Origin of the sequence: Bdellovibrio sp. KM01 (genome assembly GCF_013752535.1) — a bacterium.
GTDB lineage: Bacteria > Bdellovibrionota > Bdellovibrionia > Bdellovibrionales > Bdellovibrionaceae > Bdellovibrio.
In genome coordinates this window covers 2332998-2353256 of the sequence record NZ_CP058348.1, presented here as the reverse complement: position 1 = coordinate 2353256, position 20259 = coordinate 2332998, and the positions used below count along the sequence as shown (strand labels likewise).

The window sequence follows — 20259 nt, the reverse complement described above, 5'->3', positions numbered from 1 at the left end:
GATTCGCGGCAAGTTACTAACTGGTCATTATTTTAAAATCAACTCGTGGGATTTGTTTTTTTCAATCTCGTCTGGATTCATCAATTGAGGACGATGTTTTCCCCGTAAGAATAGCTCCACTTGATCTTGGTAAAATGGCGAAAGCATATGGCCGCTGATACCGATGGGATTGATCCCCCAACTGTGTGCAACATCCGCCATATCAACAACTCGGCGAGTGGAGGCACCCGCGGTCACATTAAAGTCCGCTCCCAAAGAGCGCGCTTTATTGTTGGTGATTTCGTTATAAGCTCCACCCATCGGATAAGGGCCCAGATTGAAAATATAACTCAAAGGTTTTTCCCGTCCCAGGGGGTGAATGTACTCAATCGTATGCAGCTTGCCCCATTGAGGCGGTTGCGCCCATTTTGCAAAAGTCGCACGCAAACCATCAGTAAAGACATCGGAAGGTTTCACAAGCGTCCACCACGGAGAGTTTTCGTTTTTTACAACACGCTCAAAAAACATCCAGGCATGGGGAGTCGAAAGATAAGTCGCGCGCAAATCATTCAAAGGAGACAACATCAACAAAAGACTTTGATTAACCCACTCATAGTAAAGACTTGCTTCCTGGGAGTCAGGATCAGAAATATAGTTCCAATTCTTCAGGCGATTTAACCATGGTCCATAGTTGGTTTGCTCTGCGGGGGTCAGCTGCAAATAACCCAGCATTTTTTGCAGCAAGAGGGCGTTGGCCATGTTGTAGTTTTTAACCTGCAAGGCGCGCATCTCTTCGCTGTTCCATTTTTCTTTAAGACTTAGCTCCCTCAGAATCGTGTTCTGGCGGTCCGCACTTTGCCAGTCGCCACGAATTTCTGAATCCGCATTTGCCGGGCGAGTGTTGGCGGTCACGATCACGCCGGAATCAGGATTCACCGTGTGAGGTTTTTCCTGCCATGACAGCAAGCGCTTGTATTCATCTTTGCCGCTGGTGCCATCTAAAATCAAATCTGAATTGGGATTGTTCTTAACTTCCACGTCACCAAACATCCACCACGCGATATTGTCGGCGTCAGCGTACATCACATTCAAGCCGGGAGCCGTACCCGGTTTCAGTGCGTCTTCAAAAGTTTTCATGTCCTTTGCCTTACCCATAATGTAAAGCGCATATAAAGGATCGTTGTCGACTTTGTGATAAGCCCACTTCATCGACAAATCAGCGTCGATCACGTGATCCATTAAAGGACCATGGGGAGTTTCAATAATCTCCAAATTGATCGGATTCTGCTTTTTTACCAGGATCGTTTCTTTGCGAACCTGATAAGACTGCTCCTTGCCATTAAAGATCAAAGTTTTTTTCGTACGATCAATCTTTTCAGCATAAAGATCCATGTCATCTGTTTGGGACATCGTAAATCCCCAAGCGTGGTGAGGCGTGTGCCCCAAGATCGCAAATGGAACCAATGGCAGATAGTGACCGTAAATTTCAAAGTCAGGCGTGTTGATGTGAGCTTCGAACCACACCGAAGGATGTGAATAGGCAATGTGCGGATCATTGGAAAAAATACTTTTGCCGCTGGCAGAACGTTTCGGCGCTAAAAGCCACGAGTTGCTGCTATCAAAAACCGTCGCAAAAGAATTATCCGCCACGGAGTAAAGGGGGCTTAAATCGATATTGCCCGCATTTTTGTAGGGAGTTTTTAATTGATCATTGCGAAGCTCATTAAAAATTTCCGGTGAAAACTTCTGAGACAGTGAGGTCATCGTCGGGTCCACTCGCAGTGCAATTCCGAAACTGTAAGCGATCTGTCCTGTCATCACGTAAGAATCAATCGGGGAGAATGGTTTTGGTTTGATCCCCAGGATCGCCAAATCATAAGGAACGGGACGAGTTGCGACATATTGATTTACGCCGTCGCAGTAGGCTTCCATTAAGGCCCACATCTCGTGATCGAAAGTTCCGTCTTGGCGCTTTTTCGCCAGCATCTTTTCTGAAGTCTCTTTCAACGCAAGACTGCGATACAGCATGTCGGATTTGATGGTTTTTTCGCCGATCACTTCGGAAAGCAATCCTTGTGTTTGGCGGCGAGCCATTTCCATTTGGAAAAGTCTTTCGCTGGCCATGACATATCCCAGGGCTCTAAATGCATCAGTTTTGTTTTGAGCAAAGATATGAGGGATGCCAAAGGAGTCACGTTGGATTTTAACGGGAGACTGCATGTTTGTGAGCGAAATTTCACCGTCGAGAGGCGCCAATGAGCGTCGCATGAAGGTATAAGTTCCAACGCCGGCCACAACGACCATTACTGCAAGAATCAACAGGGAGATTTTGAGTTTTCTCATGCCCTCACTGTCACAAAGACTAGCTCTTCAGGCAAGCCTGCGAGATGTCATCATGCACCGCAGGGACCTCTAGCGAATTGGCTTTCAATTATGCTAGAATCAGAGGGATGGCCAAAGCTTATAAAAAGAACTTTCAACTGGTATCTGAATTCAAACCTTCTGGTGATCAGCCAAAAGCGATCGAGCAGATGGTGGAAAACATTGCTGCAGGTTTAAAACACCAAACTCTGTTAGGTGTAACCGGCTCGGGGAAAACCTTCAGTATGGCGCATACTATTGCGCGATTGAATCAACCGGCCTTGGTGCTAGCTCCTAATAAAACATTGGCGGCTCAGCTCTATGCGGAGTTTAAAGAGCTGTTCCCGCAAAATGCGGTGGAGTATTTCGTCAGTTACTACGACTACTACCAGCCGGAAGCTTATATTCCTTCGACGGACACTTATATTGAAAAAGACTCGGCAATTAATGAGCAGATTGATCGCATGCGCCACTCGGCGACGCGTTCTTTGTTTGATCGTCGCGATGTGATCATCGTCAGTTCCGTTTCGTGTATCTATGGTTTGGGGTCTCCGGAAGCCTACGAAGGAATGATGATTCAGGTGGTTTCGAACACAGAAATGAAACGCGACCATCTTTTGCGTGAACTAATCCGTGTACAATATCAGCGCAACAACGTCGATTTCACTCGTGGAACTGTGCGTGTGCGGGGCGATAACGTCGAAATTTTCCCACCCTATGAGGAAGACCGTGTGATCCGCGTGGAATTCTTTGGTGACTTTATCGAAAGGCTGTCGTGGATTGATCCATTGACGGGGCAAGTACTGGAAGAAATCGATCAAATCGGTATCTATCCCGGAAGTCACTATGCGACCGGTGATGACAATCTAAAACGCGCCATCAAGACCATCCAAGATGAGTTGCGCGATCGCCTGCAGTATTTAAATCAAAACTTAAAATTCCTGGAAGCTCAGCGCCTGGAGCAAAGAACTTATTATGATATCGAGATGATGGAACAAATGGGTTTCTGTCAGGGGATCGAGAATTACTCGCGCCACTTGACGGGCCGTGGAGAAGGCGAACCTCCTCCAACTTTGCTGGAGTATTTCCCGAAAGACTTCATCACCTTTATCGATGAATCTCACGTCACGGTACCGCAGATCGGTGGTATGTATCGTGGAGACCGTGCTCGTAAAACCACGCTGGTGGAGCATGGCTTCCGTATGCCTTCCGCATTGGATAACAGACCTTTGAATTTTCAAGAGTTCGAAAAGATGATGGACAAAGTCGTCTATGTGTCCGCGACTCCGGGAAATTATGAATTGCAAAAATCCGAAGGGATCATCGTCGAGCAGATCATTCGTCCGACGGGATTGATTGATCCTGTGGTGGAGGTGCGCCCGGTAAAACATCAAGTCGATGATTTGCTGAAAGAAATCCGCGAGCGCATCAAGCTTAAAGAACGTGTCTTGATCACGACTTTGACGAAACGTTCTGCCGAAGACTTGACTGAGTATTATGAAAACTTGGGCATCAAGATCAAGTACCTTCACAGTGATATCGATACGATCGAGCGTTCTGAAATCCTGCGCGATTTGCGTCTGGGCGTCTTTGACGTTCTGGTCGGGATCAATCTTTTAAGAGAAGGTTTGGATATTCCAGAGGTGAGTCTTGTGGGTATCACTGATGCCGACAAAGAGGGATTTCTTCGCTCTGAGCGTTCTTTGATTCAAACAATTGGCCGTGCGGCCCGTAACTTGAACGGGCGCGTGATTTTGTATGGTGACGTGATTACCGACAGTATGAAAAAAGCGATCGGGGAAACCGAACGTCGTCGACGCATTCAGCAGGAACACAATGAAGCGCACGGGATCACGCCACAATCTATTCGTAAGAAAATCAGAGATGGTTTGGGTGAAACATTCGATGGATCTGTAGGTGGACAGCCGCTGAAGGGAGAGAATCGCCAGGAGGCGATTGTGAATAAGTATTCCCATGCGCCCGACAAACTGACCCAGGAAATCGACAAGCTTCGTGAGAAAATGCGTAAGCTGTCTAAAAATCTTGATTTCGAGGAAGCCGCGAAAGTGCGTGATGAAATCAAGCGCTTACAGATCGTTGAGTTGGGCATTCGCAGTGGTGAAGTTGAGGGCGATAGCGCCAAGGTGAATAAAGATGGCCTCGAGTAAGTTCGAAGAAATACGCGATAAGGTGCGCGAATTCCCCACGCAAAGTGGCGTGTACCTGATGAAAGGACCTGGCGATAAGATTATCTATATCGGTAAAGCCAAGTCTTTGCGCAATCGTGTTCGCAGTTACTTTACAGATAGCAAAGATCACTCTCCGAAAACCAGACTTCTGGTTTCTAATATCCTGGAAGTTGAATACATATTAACCAAAACCGAGGTTGAGGCATTTTTGCTGGAAGCTTCGTTGATCAAAAAGCATCGTCCCAAATACAATATCCGACTGCGTGACGATAAGGCTTATCCTTACATTCGCCTCAGTTGGTCAGAGAAATTTCCTCGTCTGTTTGTCGCTCGTAAAGTAAAGCGCGATGGCAGCTTGTATTTTGGACCTTACACGTCAGGTTTGGCTGTGCAGGGGACCATTCGTTTCTTGAACCGCACTTTTAAAATTCGTGATTGTACAGATGCTATGTTCAACACACGTAAACGCCCTTGTATGACGTACCAGATTGGTCGTTGTACGGCTCCGTGCGTGGAATATATCTCTCAAGAAGAATATAAAGGTGAAGTTGAAGGGGCGAAGCTATTCCTGAAAGGCCAGAACAAAAAGGTCATAAAAGCGTTAAAAGAAAAAATGATGAGTGCCGCCGACGAAGAAAAATTCGAAGTAGCAGCGCGCTTGCGTGATTCGATTGAGGCCATTAAGACCATTCTGGAAAAACAATCAGTCATCAATGATACGACAGAAAAAGATCAGGATGCCGTGGGTTATTACGGGGATGACCGTGGCTGCTTGATTGAAACAGTCCACGTGCGTTCAGGTCGTGTGATCGGAACGCGTCCTCACTTCTTGCCGCATTTTGATCCGAACGACCCAGTGGAAGATCCGCGTGAGTGGATGGTGGACTTCCTGAATCAGTATTACGAAGACAACTTTATTCCCGATGATGTCTTGTTGCCATTGGATATTGGCAGTGACTTGAATAAGTTGATGGAACAGGTTTTGGAATCGCGTTCCGAAACGAAATCGACAGTTCGATTTGCAACGGATGAACGCGGTCGAAATTTGGTGGAAATGGCCAATGAAAACGCCAAGGCGCATTTTTTAAAGTACGTATCCAAGTCCGAAGAAAAACTCCGTGGTCTGCAAGAGATCAAAGAGAAATTCAATCTTTCGGAAATGCCTCGTCGTATCGAGTGTTATGATATTTCCACCTTCCAAGGGGCAGAGACTGTCGCATCCCAGGTGGTTTTTGAGGAGGGAGTCCCGGCCAAGGATCACTACCGTCGTTATAAAATCAGAACAGTCGAAGGTATCAATGACTTCGCGTCCATGTATGAGGTTTTAAGTCGCCGATTTAAGCACACGGAATATGAAGATCCGCAGTTGATCGTTATCGACGGTGGTAAAGGGCAATTGTCCCAAGCCATCAAGATTTTGACTGAAATTGGACGTAATGACATTCCGGTGGTGGGTTTAGCCAAAGCTCGTACTGAAAGTGACTTTCAAAAGGCCGAAGTGGAATCTACAGATGAGCGTTTCTTTCTGCCGGGCCGTGCAAACCCGGTGATCTTCAAGAACAACTCCGAAGCCCAGCATATTCTGGTGGGCATTCGTGACGAAGCCCATCGTTTTGCCATCACTTACCACCGTAAGTTACGCGAAGGAACGTCTTTAGAGAGCGAATTGGATTACGTTGTGGGTTTAGGCGAAAAAAGAAAGAAAACTCTTTTGACTCAGTTTAACTCTATTGATGAAATCAGAATGGCCGATCCTAGTGAGATTGCAAAACTTAAAAGCTTCAACCGCGTTTTGGCGGAGCGAATTATTTTGCAATTGAATGAATCGGAAGAAGAAGAAGTCGAAGCTGAATAAAGCCCGGCTTATAGCCGAATAGAGTGCACATGAAGAATCATGCCTTTTTAGTGGGAATTGCCATTTTCTTAAGCCGTATCGCGGGACTGGTTCGCGAACGTGTGTTTGCCCACTTCTTTGGTAACTCCGCAGCCGGTGATGCTTTTAAAGCTGCTCTTAAAATTCCAAACTTCCTGCAAAATCTTTTCGGTGAGGGTGTGCTTTCGGCCAGCTTCATTCCAGTTTATGCTCAACTTTTAGCGAAAAAGCATGACGAAGAAGCCGCCAAGGTGGCTTCCGTTATTGGCAGTTTAATGTTCTTGCTGACTTCGTTGTTGGTGATCAGTGGTGTTTTTGCGACGCCATTCCTGATTGATCTCATCGCCCCCGGGTTCACAGGTGAAAAGCGCGAACTGACTATTCAAATAGTGCAGATCCTGTTCCCAGGAACAGGCTTTTTGGTGATGTCCGCTTGGTGTTTGGGGATTTTGAATTCTCATAAAAAGTTTTTCTTATCCTACATTGCACCGGTGATTTGGAATTTGACGATCATCGCGACCTTGGTGATCTGGGGTTCCAAACAGATGCAATTTGATCTCGCCATCACGGTTGCGTGGGGTTTGGTTGCAGGAAGCTTTTTGCAATTTTTCGTACAGTTACCATCAGCGCTTCGCCTGGGTAAAAAAATCAAGCCCTCACTTGATTTGAAAATTTCGAGTGTTACGACAGTCATGAGAAATTTTGTTCCGGTCGTCGTTTCTCGTGGAGTTGTCCAGGTCAGTGCTTATATTGACAGTATGCTTGCCAGTCTTTTGCCCACGGGGGCAGTTTCTTCATTGGCGTATGCGCAAACTCTTTACCTATTACCAGTCAGTTTATTTGGTATGAGTGTTTCTGCGGCAGAACTTCCCAGTATGTCCCAAGCCGTGGGCAGCGATGAAGAGATCCGTAATTATCTTAAAGGTCGTCTGAATCGCGGTTTGCAGCAGATCGCTTTTTTTGTCATTCCAAGTGTCGTGGCCTTTTTGCTTTTGGGCGATCTTATCGTAGGGGCCGTTTTTCAAACGGGCCAATTTGATGCGAGCAGCACGCAAACGGTTTGGATGGTATTGATCGGTTCAACGGTGGGTTTACTTGCCTCCACCTTGGGTCGTTTGTATTCCTCGACATTTTATTCTTTAAAAGACACGCGCACGCCGTTAAAGTACGCGGTGGTTCGTGTGATTTCAACAACAGGTCTAGGTGTGCTGTTCGCATTTTACCTTCCCGGTTGGTTGCATCTTGATGCTCAGTGGGGGACGCCAGGTTTGACGGCATCGGCTGGAATCGCGGGTTGGATTGAATTCTTTTACCTGCGCCGCGCTTTAAACCGTAAGATTGGCGAGACGGGTTTGCCCCTTAAATTCCAAGCCAAGGTTTGGTCTATTGCTGCTGTCAGCGCTGCGGTTGGAGCCGTTGTCGCTCGCTTAGCGATGTCTCAGGATTTGCATGTCATCATCAGGGCTGCGGTCGCAGTCGTTATCTATGGTGTGCTTTACTTTGGATTGGGATACGTATTCAAGATTGAGCAAGCACAAGGTTTCTTGGAAAAAGTCTTGCGCCGCTTGAAACGCTAGTCGGTGCCCTTAAACCATAGTAAGATTTGTTCGTCATGAATGATTCATCTATGTGGTCACCGCTCAAAATTTCAGTTTACCGTAACTTTTGGATCTGTGCTTTTTTGTCAAATCTTGGAACTTGGATTCAGGATGTGGCCGCAAGCTGGGTGATGACACATCTTTCAACGTCGCCTTTGATTGTTTCTTTGCTTTCATTCACAAGTAACTTGCCGGTGGTGTTTCTAAGTATCGCGGCCGGGTATTTGGCTGATCAGGGGCATCGTCGTCGCATCCTGCTTGCATCCGAAAGCATGATGTTTATTGCTGCCGCCATCTTAGCATATTTGGTGTGGCAGGAAAAAATCACCGAAGGCTCGTTGCTTTTACTATCGCTGGTGATGGGGGTGGGCTTTGCTCTTTCCAATCCTCCGTTTCAAAGTGTGCTGACAGATCTTGTCCCTAGCGAGCGCCAAGCGCAGGCGGTGTTGGTTTATTATATCGGCATCAACATCACGCGCGTTTTAGGTCCCACCTTGGGTGGTGTGATTTTGGGGGGAGTTGGTCCGGCGGCGGCCTTTTGCCTAAACAGTCTTTCTTTCCTGGGATTGATTTTATTTTTTTGGAAGTGGCCAGTTAAAGAAGCGGCTCCTCATCATGAAGAAAAAAAGGAAATCAAATTCACGCAAAAAGAATTCGAATTTTTGTTCTCCTTCCATAATATGAAATTGTGGGTGGAGATCTTCATCGTCACTTTCTTTGCTTCCAGCTTGTGGGCTCTTTATCCAACACGCGGCCGTTTGGAGTTGGGTTTGAATAGCTGGCAATATGGTTCACTGCTGGGATTCTTAGGTCTGGGTGCTTGTTTCGCGACGATTTACTCCAACAAAATCATGCTGCCAGAAAGAACCGGGCAGTCCTTGGCTGGTGCTTACTTTGTCTATGCCGTGGGATTGTTTTTTATTGGTGTAGCACCCAGTTATATTTTCATGTGTCAGGGGATGTTCTTTGCCGGAATTGGTTGGTTGATCCTTGCGACGTTGATGAACATGAGTTCACGCCAACTTACAGGTAAGTCGCATCTGAAAGCCACCATGCTCGGTGTTTTCTTAGCCGTGTTCTATGCCGGAATGGCGTTGGGTTCCGTCAGCTGGGGAGCCATGGCGCGGATGGGTTCCACAAGCATGGCGCTGATCACGTCGTCAGCCGGATTAACAGTTATTGCTCTTTATAAATTCCTGAATTCCAAAGTTGTAAAATCTTTATAAGAGAAGTTAAAGACCTCGCGTTGCCACATTCAAAGGGGAGTCATTGCCATTGACTCCTGTAGGGGCGCGAGTTGCTTTACTGACGATTCCAAACGGAATATCGCCCCACCATTTTTCAATCACCACGCCATTTTCAGTCGTCGTGATTTTGCAGGTTTTATATTTTCCCGGATTTGTTTCTAAAGTTTCTAACACTCCACCTTTATCTTTACACTGAGTCAGCATCGAACTGAAATTTGCGGGAGTGTAAAGGTCCGCTGTCTCTATTGTTTGAGTTGAAGTTTCTGAACCCACACGAGTGTCTATTTTCACAGACCAAACTTTGGTGTCTTTATTGTAGGAGACAACTTCTTTGATGATTTGAACTTCAGAGGCAATGCCTTCCGCCGTTTTAAAATCGCCTGACCAAGTGACTTTGTCTCCCACACTGGGATAAGCCATGGCTGGGAGTGATCCAAAAGTCACAAATGTAAAGGCAAACACTAAAGAACGTGCATTCATGGGCCCTCCTTAGGGTCTTTCGATCGGCTTTCCTAGAATGTCACAGGGCTTTCACCCTCCGGGAATAAATTTGAGCCTTCTTGCTAGGAATCAAAGGCCACAAAGCAGCGCATTAATAGCGGTTTTTATAGTCTAGAAACAGGGGGCGGAGTAAGCTCCTGCCCATGAAGGACTACGTTCAATATTTGGAAGAAGTTTTGGGTTTGCAAAAGGTTATGCTGAATGACACGACAACGCCCGTGGGTGTTGCGTCCGACGTAAATCCAACGGCTGCAAAAATCCAATTTTTCACACAAAAAGGTCCTTACGTTCCAGCAGAAATGGTTCACCGTGAACTGGTGTTCCTAAATATTTTGACTCAGGCCAAAGAAAGTTTCTTTCTGCCCGAAACGCGCGATTTATTTGATAAAATGAAATCGGCGATGAAAATTCGCAATATTCAAGTATTGGAGTTGGATTGCACGGTGGAGGATCGTTCTTTGTTGCCTTCAGAACTTGCACAGTTTTGTGAAAGCAAAGTGGTGGTGGTCTTTAGTTCTTTCCCGAAAGATCTGGGGGAGATGATTTACAAAGGTCCGGGCAAGTGGATTGAAACATATAGCCCTGCGTATCTGCTGGAAGATGCGGCAGCGAAAAAGGTCGTCTGGAACGATCTTCAAAAAGTGATGAAGGAGTTGAATTTATGATGAAGCTCTTAGTTCCTGTGCTGCTAGTGTTGTTGCTGGGGACGAAAGTTTCATCGGCTGCGACCTGCACCCTTGCGATTACCATCAACGAAGCCATCACGGCGTCAACGACTGATTATCTTGAACGCGCCGAAAAGCGGGCCCTTGAAAACAAATGCGAATCCATTTTTGTCAGAATGAACACTCCTGGCGGAAGCTTGATGAGCACACGGCGAATTGTCGAGCGCATGCTGGCATCTAAAGTTCCCTATCTGTGCTTGATTACTCCACGCGGCGGCCATGCTGGCAGTGCGGGGGCGATTATTCTGCAAGCTTGCCACGTGAATGGGGGAGTGATTGCCACCAACGTGGGTGCGGCCACTCCTATTTTAGGAACAGGTGAAAAAATGCCCGATGATCTTCGTAACAAGATGATCAACGATACGGTCAGCTGGCTTGAAGGTGTTACAACCTTGCGCGGACGTGATTTAAAGTTTTCCAAGGACATCGTGACCGAAGCAAAATCCGTAAGTTCCGCTGTGGCTGTCGAATCCAAAGCCCTGGATATTTTGGCTGAAGACGAAACCGATTTCTTAAAGAAAGCGGAAGGTCGTAAAGTATTGATGCAAGATAAAGCTCCGATTCAGGTTGTAGTCGGTGACTTGCGCGAATTCACTCCCGATACGCGCTATCAGATTTTAAGTTTTATCGCCGACCCCGAGTTTGCGTACCTGCTGTTTATGGGAAGCCTGGGGCTTTTGTATGTGGAGTTGACTCATCCAGGTCTTATCGCCCCGGGTGTGATTGGCGGTATTGGCTTGGTGTTCTCGATGATTGCTTTCCACAAATTGGAAGTAGCATGGGGTGGACTCGCATTGATCCTTTTAGGGATTGGGTTTCTGATTGCCGAAATCTTTATTCCAAGTTTCGGTATTTTGGGAATTGGCGGATTGGTTTCTCTTTTTGTGGGAAGTGTTTTTCTGTTTGATCAAAGCACGGGCTATACTTTGCCTTATACTGTGATCCTGTCCGTGGTGCTGGCGATTGGCGCGGTGTTTTTCGGCGTGGGATATCTGGCTCTTAAAACTTTGCGTTTAAGGTCCCGTGATGCGGATCAAGATTTGAAAGATAATGTCGGAGTCGTGGTCAGCACTGATGAAAATGGTCACCGTGGTCAGATGCAAATTATGGGTGAAACCTGGAATTTTGTTTCTGAAGATTCCCTGAAACCTGGAGAGCCGGTGAATGTGACGGCACGCCAGGGACTCACATTAAATGTTAAGAAAAATAAGGAGTAAGTGCGATGGAATTTTTTATTATTTTATTAGTGGTGGGCGCCATCATTTTGAGTTCGATGGTGAAAATTCTGAATGAATGGGATCGCGGCGTGGTCTTGCGCCTGGGTAAAGCTGTTGGCGTGCGTGGCCCTGGTTTGATTGTTTTGATTCCTTTCGTTGAGCGTATGATCAAAGTCGACACACGTACGATTGCGATGGATGTGAAACCTCAAGACGTTATCACGAAAGACAACGTCAGCATGCAAGTGAATGCGGTGGTTTACTTTAAAGTGATTTCTCCGATGGAAGCGATCACGAAAATTGAAGACTTTTACTTTGCCACAAGTCAATTGGCACAAACGACTTTGCGGTCTGTGATGGGACAATATCCATTGGACGACGTGCTTGAGCACCGTGATAAAATCAACGGCGCACTTCAGGGTATTTTGGATAAGCATACAGAATCTTGGGGTATCAAAGTGACCATGGTGGAAGTGAAACAGATCGATTTGCCCAAAGAAATGCAAAGAGCCATGGCTCGTGAAGCGGAAGCCGAGCGTGAACGTCGCGCCAAGGTCATCAGCGCCGATGGCGAGGTGCAACGATCCGAAAAACTGGCAGCGGCTTCGCAGATGTTGGCAAGTTCTCCGTCAGCCCTTCAGCTGGCTTATTTGCAGACCTTAACAGAAATCGCTGGTGATAAGTCGAACACGGTGATCTTCCCGTTGCCGCTAGATATGGTTAGACCGTTCTTGAACTCTGGCAATCAAAACTAGACTTTCATCCCTTCGCGGATGTTGGTTAAATAGAAGCATAGCTATAAGAGGCCTACGGATTGGGCCTCTTTTTTTTAACTCTAGGATGGAGAACTGCGCGTGAGATTATTCTGGGCCCTGGTGTGCTTTTTAGCAGCTCTGACGTATTCCATCTCTGAAGCACAAGCCCAATCGCAACCGCAGGCAATATCCCAAGTTTCCGCAAAACCCCCATTTGATAAAGAACTTGTTCGAGTTCGTTTGCTGACGAATTCCAAACGCGTGCAAGTGGCGGGACAAGCCCTGCGCTTTCAAATTCTTTCTCAGCCCTATCGTAATGTCGCTATTCCTGACAGTGGTTCCGCTGAAGTTCGCGTGATGAAAAAAAACGGCAAGCATATCTGGGCTTTGCGCTTAAATAATCGCGAGAACGAGCATCTGTTCAAAGATAAATATCTTATGATCCAAGGTGAAAACCTGCGCGTGGGAGCCCAAAGTCTTCCATCCCGTGTCTTGCTGTCAGCAGGCCCCGGGGAGCAAGTGGACGTGGTAGGGGTTCTGCCACTGGATGAATACCTTGCAGGTGTTCTATCCAGCGAAATGCCAACCAACTGGCCCCTCGAAACTTTGAAAGCCCAGGCCGTCGCGGCCAGATCTTATGCCTTGTCTGTGATGGAAGAGCGCGCCGACAAACCCTATCACTTGGAGAGTTCTGTATTGGACCAAGTCTTCCGTCACGTTACGGATGGTGATGAAAGCGATCCTAAATTGCAAAAGGCTTTAAAAGCCGTGCGCGATACAGCAGGAGTAAAACTTTTTGCCGGTAATCACAATGTTCTAAAAGCCTACTATCACGCTGATTGCGGTGGTCACACAACTCTGGCAAAGAACGTTTGGAGCGGTGGGGTGAACAGTGGCGTGGCGGTTGATAATTCCTGCCCGACAAATCCAAAAGCCCATTGGACTGTGAAAGTCACTCGTGCCGAGCTGGCTCAAAAGCTGCGTATGGAAGATGTGACGAAGTTGACTTTAGATCGCGCTAACAACGAAACCCGCGTGCGCGGTGTGAAAGTTGCGATGAACGACGGCGAACAAAAATATATCAATGCCAATGAGTTTCGACAGGCGTTGGGTTTTTCAGAACTTCGCAGTACCTTATTTGAAATGAAACAAGAAGGTGATCTTTATACTTTCACCGGTCGTGGCTTTGGTCACGGTGTAGGTCTTTGTCAGTGGGGCAGTCGAGCCCTGGGTCTTAAAGGCCAAAATTTCGTGCAGATTCTTAAGCACTACTATCCCGCAGCCCGCGTCGCGCAAAACTAGTAATCATAGGCGTGAGTTTTTGGCAGAACTGAAAAGATCTGCACGCGCTTTTGACCCTTTACTCCCACCCAGTCTTCCAGAATTTCGTTATAGCGATTGGAAACCTTCAGCATCGCAAGACCGATGTCATACTTTTTAATCAAGTCTGCGGTGTCCTGGTGCTTTTTTGAAAAGTGCACGAATATCGGCTCTTCAGAAAGTTCTAACACGACGTGAAACTGATTTTTGAAATCGGGATTGGTTTTTAAGTAATAGTAGTAAACGAATTCATCAATTGCCACATAGGACACGCGATTTGATTTTAGCATCATCAGTGATGTCTGATCGCTGGATGTGAAGATCTTATTGATTTGCGTGTTTTCATCAAACTCTTTGCCGAAGGGAAACTCGGCCGGCAGAGCCACGGATTTACCTTCTAGATCTTTTACCTTTGCAGGCTTGCTGCGAACCGTGATTTTATTGGCAATGATCAAGCCTTTGCTTTTGAAAAGGGGCTCTTTGGGGAAGAGGAAATCGGCATCCATTTCTTTGGAATGAGCAGAGTTAAAGCAGGCGACATAGCGACCCGTTGCGGTTTGTGCTTTACAGCGGGTGTAAGGGACTTGGACGAGCTCAATGTTTTCACCGACGTTTTTAAATGCAGCACGAACGATGTCAATCGACATTCCAACAGCACGGTTTTCTTTTTTAAATGCAAAGGGGGGCCAGGAGTCCTCAACGAGGATTTTGATAGGCTTTGCCAAAGCGGGGACGCTTGCAAGGAGCACACAGACCATTAAAAATCGTTTAAACAGAAAAAGCATTACTGGTGTTTAACAGGCGTCACACCAGGGATCATCTTACTTGTATGTAATCTGGTTCCTAGAACCCCATGAATACTCGTGCTGCGAACATAAATACAGCGCCGAGGATCAAAACATTCGTTGCAGTGACAGTCATTTTTGCGTCCTTTTTGTACGTGATACATCCCATTTCGGTAATGTTAGGGAAAATCTTAAATGTTATTTTTGCGTACATATCTTTGACATGTCTTATTTTTAGAATAAGTGCCGCTTTTGCGCTTACCCCTTGGGTCTTAGTCACAGAACGGTTGTTTGTATCACCTTGAGAATCGCTAGAAATATGTCCTTCTATCCATAACTTAGCCCACTTTCTGGATGTTGGCATAGGCATAGCATTACAGAACCGTGAGGACCCACCATTGAAAACGGGTTCTTGAAAGAGGCAAGGTATGAACAACAAATTCAACGCTCCAATGATGATCTTGGTGGCCGCAATCGCACTAGCAGGTGTTGGGTGTGGCAATAATAAGATGGCCGTTGCAGAGTCTACTGCAGTTGTTGTTGATTCTAATAATAGTGGAACGGGCACGATCCCAACTTCACCAGATGGCTCTGGTACTACTAATGGTGGTACGACTACAAGCTATTCTAATGAAGGCACTTTTACACCGGTCTCGATCACAGAGTTAAATAATTACATTGGTACTCGCCCGGTCAATGACCCTAAGAACTTTAAATTGAAGGTTCAATTGAGCGACGTGGGTAATGGTCGTTACGCAGGGACAGTCAGCATGTCTTATACAGATTCAGGTGTGACATACACAGGTTCCTTTACAACAGGCACTGGTAAAAATGCGAGCTACTCTGGTTTGAAAGACAACAACACGTTGGAAGCTGAATACAATAGATTCTTTACTTCTGGTGGCAAAACTGTGTTCTCTGGTTTCTTCCAAGATCAGTGGGGCGGTGTGGTTCTGGTTGTTGATAATGTTATCAGCCAAGGTGATGCTCAAGGTGGCACGATCGTGACGGGTTCTCTTTATTATAAGAACTTCGCACAATCTTACGCAACTCAGTCTCCATACAGAAAATGCTGGTTCATCTATGACGGTCCTTACAACTGTCGCTCGGGTTCAGTGATCAATAAATCAGCTGTGATTCCAAACGACGGTTACAGAAAGCTTGGTACATTCTCTGGGATTTCTAAAGCAGCAGCTTTCCAATAATTAACTTTAAACACTCCGGCCTGGCTGGAGTGCGAATTTTAGAACGGTTTTTAAACGAGGAGTAAAATATGGATAAACTTAATTTACGCAAAGTAAGTTTTCCGACATTGATCATGCAGCTGATTGCGATGCTGGCTATTTCAGCATTCATGGCAGCTTGCCAAGGCAATGACGGAGGCGGTGGCGTCCCAGCAGGAACTGTTTGGACGAACGGTGTAGGGTTCGCAAATGCCCAGCAATTCGGTTCTGTTCAAAGTGTGAATCCGATGAATTCGGTTTCTTTGTCTTTGAATGTGATCGTGGATAATGGCGCGACAGCTTACAACGGTACTTATACCAACGGTTATCCGGGGTATGGTTATCCAGGTTACTCTAATATTGGTACTAACTTGAATCAGTATTCAGGCCCAGTGGCGTTCCAAGGAACGATGACTGTAGGAGTGAACTGGTACGATCTTTACGGTTCAGGCTGTCAGGTCGCTCCGGGCACATACACTGTTGATACAGTGACTCCGGGTACGATGGCTTATGCAGGTATGATGTCGACAGTAAGATTGGTTGCGAACCCAGGGAATATCATCATGGAAGTGAATGGTGGTATGATCAATGGCAATCGCTTGGTAGCAATTCCTCCAGGTGGTATCCATGTGGCGCAAGCAAACGGTATCAATTGCAGCCCTGTCTTTGGTGGAACTTTCAACTAAGACGGAAAAATAGATTTTAAATCGCAAACGCCTTTCACTGACCTCGCAGTGAAGGGCGTTTTTTATTTTCAAATGGTGACATAATATTTCTTGCGCTTAGCCCAAAGTCTGGTTCTAATATTAGCTATGGAACTACCTCTTTGGATCGACTTCTTTGATGAACTACAAAATGTGCGTGGACGTTCCCAAAATACGGTGATGGCTTATCGCCGTGATCTGGAACTCTATATTGAGTATCGCAAAACCCATAACAACGTGACCGGCTTTTACGAATTTATGAAAAAGCATAAGCTTTCCACTCGCTCCCAAGCGCGTGTGATTTCGTCTTTGCGCACGTACTTTAAATTCTGCGAGACTCGTGGCCATAACAGCCCGGAGCTGCGCGAACTGCGCCCCCCCAAAGTCAAAGTAGGTCTTCCGAAAGTTCTAACTCCGCAAGAATTTCAGCAGCTTTTCGATGCAGCCGAAGTGACAGATCCGGTTAAGACAGCACGCAATCAATTGACGTTGTTGTTCTTGTACGGCCTGGGGTGCCGTGTTTCTGAATTGATTGGTTTGAACGTCACTGACTTTAACCAAACAGATCGTTGGATCAAAGTTTTGGGTAAAGGCAGTAAGGAGCGTTTGGTGCCTTTGACTGAAAAACTGGCAGAGACATTGACGACTTATCTTCGTGAGCACCGTTCTGTGCTGATGAAAGAAAACAGTCCTTCGATTTTGATCAACGACCGTGGTCACCGTCCGTCTCGTGTGGACGTGTGGAGATGGCTTGCAAGCTGGTCGACACGTGCGGGTTTTGCTGAACCGGTAAACCCACATCGTTTCCGTCATGGTTGCGCCACGGCTTTGCTGGAAAGTGGCGCGGATCTTCGTTCGATCCAAATGTTGTTGGGGCACGCAAGTATCCAGACAACTCAGATCTACACGAATGTGACGACGAACACGATGACTCGTACAATCGAGGAACATCATCCACTTTCCCAGATGGCGGAAGTAGAGAAATAATCCGATCTTCGGTTTTAACATTCAGTGATTTTGCGAAAAAAGCCCACACCAGTTGTGGGCTTTTTTTTGCTTTTAGTGCGATTCATGAAAATCAAATCTCTGATTCGCGAAAATGAAGCCCTGGTTCCTGTCGAGGTTGAAATCAATTTCACTGCGGGACTGCCGCAAATTCAATTCTTAGGACTCCCGGATCAGGGAATCCGCGAAAGCATCCATCGTATTAAAAGTGCCATCCGTGCCCAGGGTTTCGAATTTCCGAAAGCGCAACAGGTGTTGGTGAATCTTCGTCCCAATCACTTAAAAAAATCCTCGCGCGGTTTGGAGCTGGCCGTGGCCTTAGGGATATTATGGGAGTCAGAGCAGCTTCCGAAACCCTCAGAGAATGTGATGGTGTACGGGGAGTTGGGATTACTTGGTGAAGTCTATGAACCCGAAGATTTGCCTACAGATTTTGAGCCTGACGAAAATGTTCCGGTATGGACAGGGCAGTCGCAAAACTCTGTGGCGGTATTTGATCGACGGGTCATGAGTTGTTTGCAGGATGTTCGTGAACCCGTGGAGGTGGCAGCAGTTCCCAGACAATACGAAGTGCGCAGGCCTGAAAGTGATTTAAATCTTCAATTTCCGCAAAGGCAGGCGCGGCTGTTAGAGATTATCGCTTTGGGAGAACACTCCGTTTTGCTCGCAGGTCCCGCGGGCTCCGGGAAAAGTACGATTGCTCGGACTTTATCGGCGCTCTTGGCTGCTCCCACTCAGGAAGACATGCATACAATTTCAAAAAACAACCGGGGTGGCAGTGAAGCCCCTCTTCGCTGGCGTCCCGTGGTTCATCCCCATCACTCGACCACCGCTCTTGGGTTGATCGGTGGGGGTGTGCCACCCTTTAAGGGGGAAATCACTCGGGCCCATAAAGGTGTGATGATTTTGGATGAGCTTTTGGAATTCAACGTGCGTGCTCAGGAGTCTTTACGGGAACCCATGGAGGAATCCATGATTCGCATCCGTCGCGGTCGTTTCGTTGAGGAGTTTCCGGCGGAGTCCTTAATGATTGCGACGACGAATCTCTGTCCCTGTGGCGACTGGGTTCCCAAATCCAAAGTCGTCTGCGGCAGGTCTTTAAAAAAATGTCAGTCTTATATGGAAAGACTCTCGGGTCCCTTAGTGGATCGCTTTCACATCACGTTCTTTACGCAAAAACGCGAAGAAGGTGAGTCCGTATCGGGTGCGGAGATACTGGCGAAGCTTGAAGCCAGTCGCATGTTTCGCGCCCGGCAGTCGGTGGTGGATGAGCGATTTAAAAAGTTATCCAGTCGTTGGAACTATGAAGAGCTCGTCTCGGATCTTCCCAGCTTTTATATGAAGGAGCTCTTCCCCAAGGAGATATCCAGTCGCCGTCGCGAGCTCGCAACGCTCCGAGTCGCAAGAACCATGGCGGACCTTGAACAGGTCGAAAAGCTGCAGCCCCACCATGTAGAGACTGCCCTAAAAATGACCTTCGAACCGGTCGAGGCCCTCAAAAGACTCGGATGCTAGGATTAGATTGACTTAAACGACTGATTTAACATAGATTAGACCTTCGAAATCACTCTGGGGTGATGTGGCCGAGTGGCTAGGCTCAGCTCTGCAAAAGCTGCTACAGCGGTTCAAGTCCGCTCGTCACCTCCAATTTTTCTTTTTAAATTTCGCGCTTCAAAAAATCCCGACACTGTTCGGGATTTTTTTTGCTCTCCACCGACCTTAAAGTCATTTTCGTGTGTGGGTCAGGCTGTACTGTTCATCCACCATCAGGCATTTCATGCCGGCAGAGTGGGCGGCTTGCATACCCAAAACCGCATCTTCAAAAACCAAACACTCTGCGGGAGCGATATTAAGTTTTGATGCCGCGATCAGGAAGCAATCCGGTGCGGGTTTTCCTTGGGTGTAGTCTTCCGCACAAACCAATAAATCAAAATAGGAATGCAGATTCAGTTGTTTCATTGTCAGGTCCACGATCTTGCGACGACTGCCAGTCACGATCGCCATAGGAACTTTGCCATGATAGTGAGTGATCACATCCATCACCGATGTGATGGTTTTTACTTCATGCAGGGAGGAAAGATAGTGAACTTCTTTTTCCGCCAAGAACTGCTGTGGATCAATGGTCGCCTTGTGAAGCTCGTTCATCATTTCAACAATCCGATGAGTGGGGCGGCCGGCCCAGGCTTGGTGCTGCTCGCGGCTTAAAGACAACGAATACTTAGCCAGTGCCTTATTCCATGCGCCCAAGTGAGCAGGCATGGTGTCGGCAACCGTGCCGTCAAAGTCAAAGAGCAAGGCTTTAAAATCGTGGTTGGGAAAAAATGAATTCAACATACAGCAAGTGTAGCATAGCAATGCCTTGGTGGCCAGACGCTGTATCTTGAGGATTATTCGCGAGGGCGCGACTCCAGTAACTCTACTTCGAAGATCAAATCAGAATGGGGAGGGATTTTACCCATGGTGCGCTCACCATAGGCCAGACTGGCAGGAATTTGCAGGGTGCGCTTGCCACCGACCTTCATACCAAGGACTCCCTGGCTCATGCCTTGAATGACTTTCTTAGAGCCCACCACGAACTCAAACGGTCGACCGTGAGTGTGGGATGAATCAAAGACGGTTCCGTCCTTTAAAGTGCCCGTATAATGAATGAAAACCAAAGCACCTTTGCTGGCAACTTCGCCGGTACCCGTGATCTGATCTGTAATTTGAACTTCTGAAAGTGACATGCTCCCCCCACCTTAAATGATGGAATGGCGGCCTGTCAGGTAAATCCCGCT

Annotated in this window: 17 protein-coding genes and 1 tRNA gene; 13 read left to right on the top strand and 5 right to left on the bottom strand. The window is 47.0% G+C overall.

Features of this window, described 5'->3' with window-relative positions; all coding sequences use genetic code 11:
- Nucleotides 1-27: 27 nt before the first annotated feature.
- Entirely contained in the window at nucleotides 28-2322 is a 2295-nt protein-coding gene (locus HW988_RS11520; protein ID WP_255489964.1) for a penicillin acylase family protein, read from the bottom strand.
- A 107-nt stretch (nucleotides 2323-2429) separates the two neighbouring features.
- Here HW988_RS11520 and uvrB point away from each other — a divergent pair, with 107 nt between their 5' ends.
- Genes uvrB through HW988_RS11500 form a run of 4 tightly spaced genes read left to right on the top strand, consistent with a single transcriptional unit; the run spans nucleotide 2430 to nucleotide 9226 of the window.
- Nucleotides 2430-4508 (top strand): excinuclease ABC subunit UvrB, encoded by a 2079-nt coding sequence (gene uvrB / locus HW988_RS11515; RefSeq protein ID WP_181604409.1) that lies wholly within the window; start codon nucleotides 2430-2432, stop codon nucleotides 4506-4508.
- Nucleotides 4495-6384 carry an excinuclease ABC subunit UvrC gene (gene uvrC, locus HW988_RS11510; protein WP_181604408.1) on the top strand — a complete coding sequence of 630 codons (1890 nt, stop codon included), beginning with the start codon at nucleotides 4495-4497 and terminating at the stop codon, nucleotides 6382-6384. Before uvrB ends, uvrC begins: the two co-directional genes overlap by 14 nt.
- Nucleotides 6385-6413: 29 nt before the next feature.
- Entirely contained in the window at nucleotides 6414-7979 is a 1566-nt protein-coding gene (gene murJ, locus HW988_RS11505) for a murein biosynthesis integral membrane protein MurJ (protein WP_181604407.1), read from the top strand.
- A gap of 35 nt (nucleotides 7980-8014) precedes the next feature.
- Complete coding sequence (locus HW988_RS11500; RefSeq protein ID WP_181604406.1) at nucleotides 8015-9226, top strand: MFS transporter; 1212 nt, start codon at nucleotides 8015-8017, stop codon at nucleotides 9224-9226.
- Between the two features lie 6 nt (nucleotides 9227-9232).
- Here HW988_RS11500 and HW988_RS11495 read toward each other — a convergent pair whose 3' ends face one another.
- Nucleotides 9233-9727 carry a hypothetical protein gene (locus tag HW988_RS11495; RefSeq protein WP_181604405.1) on the bottom strand — a complete coding sequence of 165 codons (495 nt, stop codon included), beginning with the start codon at nucleotides 9725-9727 and terminating at the stop codon, nucleotides 9233-9235.
- 164 nt (nucleotides 9728-9891) lie between these two features.
- Between HW988_RS11495 and HW988_RS11490 the strand changes: the two genes are divergently transcribed.
- The 4 genes from HW988_RS11490 to HW988_RS11475 all read left to right on the top strand — a co-directional run bounded on the left by HW988_RS11490 (nucleotide 9892) and on the right by HW988_RS11475 (nucleotide 13747).
- On the top strand, nucleotides 9892-10413 hold the full coding sequence (locus tag HW988_RS11490; RefSeq protein ID WP_181604404.1) for a hypothetical protein: 522 nt from the start codon (nucleotides 9892-9894) through the stop codon (nucleotides 10411-10413).
- Nucleotides 10410-11690 carry a nodulation protein NfeD gene (locus HW988_RS11485; protein WP_255489963.1) on the top strand — a complete coding sequence of 427 codons (1281 nt, stop codon included), beginning with the start codon at nucleotides 10410-10412 and terminating at the stop codon, nucleotides 11688-11690. Before HW988_RS11490 ends, HW988_RS11485 begins: the two co-directional genes overlap by 4 nt.
- Nucleotides 11691-11695: 5 nt before the next feature.
- Nucleotides 11696-12445 (top strand): slipin family protein, encoded by a 750-nt coding sequence (locus HW988_RS11480; protein ID WP_181604403.1) that lies wholly within the window; start codon nucleotides 11696-11698, stop codon nucleotides 12443-12445.
- A 99-nt stretch (nucleotides 12446-12544) separates the two neighbouring features.
- Nucleotides 12545-13747, top strand: a complete 1203-nt coding sequence (locus HW988_RS11475) for a SpoIID/LytB domain-containing protein (protein ID WP_255489962.1) — start codon at nucleotides 12545-12547, stop codon at nucleotides 13745-13747.
- Here HW988_RS11475 and HW988_RS11470 read toward each other — a convergent pair.
- On the bottom strand, nucleotides 13744-14523 hold the full coding sequence (locus tag HW988_RS11470) for an ABC transporter substrate-binding protein (protein WP_181607758.1): 780 nt from the start codon (nucleotides 14521-14523) through the stop codon (nucleotides 13744-13746). The two genes, HW988_RS11475 and HW988_RS11470, sit on opposite strands and share 4 nt — an antisense overlap.
- 455 nt (nucleotides 14524-14978) lie before the next feature.
- Between HW988_RS11470 and HW988_RS11460 the strand changes: the two genes are divergently transcribed.
- From HW988_RS11460 to HW988_RS11440, 5 genes are all read left to right on the top strand, one after another.
- On the top strand, nucleotides 14979-15755 hold the full coding sequence (locus tag HW988_RS11460) for a hypothetical protein (protein WP_181604401.1): 777 nt from the start codon (nucleotides 14979-14981) through the stop codon (nucleotides 15753-15755).
- Nucleotides 15756-15823: 68 nt separating this feature from the next.
- Nucleotides 15824-16459: a hypothetical protein gene (locus HW988_RS11455; RefSeq protein WP_181604400.1), complete on the top strand. Its 636-nt coding sequence runs from the start codon at nucleotides 15824-15826 to the stop codon at nucleotides 16457-16459.
- A gap of 126 nt (nucleotides 16460-16585) precedes the next feature.
- Complete coding sequence (locus tag HW988_RS11450; protein WP_142700644.1) at nucleotides 16586-17464, top strand: site-specific tyrosine recombinase; 879 nt, start codon at nucleotides 16586-16588, stop codon at nucleotides 17462-17464.
- A gap of 84 nt (nucleotides 17465-17548) precedes the next feature.
- On the top strand, nucleotides 17549-18997 hold the full coding sequence (locus HW988_RS11445) for an ATP-binding protein (protein ID WP_181604399.1): 1449 nt from the start codon (nucleotides 17549-17551) through the stop codon (nucleotides 18995-18997).
- 58 nt (nucleotides 18998-19055) lie between these two features.
- A tRNA-Cys gene (locus HW988_RS11440) sits at nucleotides 19056-19129 on the top strand.
- Between the two features lie 78 nt (nucleotides 19130-19207).
- On the opposite strand, the gene HW988_RS11435 is transcribed toward HW988_RS11440, so the two are convergent.
- Complete coding sequence (locus HW988_RS11435; protein WP_181604398.1) at nucleotides 19208-19816, bottom strand: HAD family phosphatase; 609 nt, start codon at nucleotides 19814-19816, stop codon at nucleotides 19208-19210.
- Between the two features lie 53 nt (nucleotides 19817-19869).
- The gene (locus HW988_RS11430; protein WP_181604397.1) at nucleotides 19870-20208 is read right to left on the bottom strand and encodes an FKBP-type peptidyl-prolyl cis-trans isomerase; all 339 of its coding nucleotides are present in this window, start codon (nucleotides 20206-20208) and stop codon (nucleotides 19870-19872) included.
- Between the last annotated feature and the right edge of the window lie 51 nt (nucleotides 20209-20259).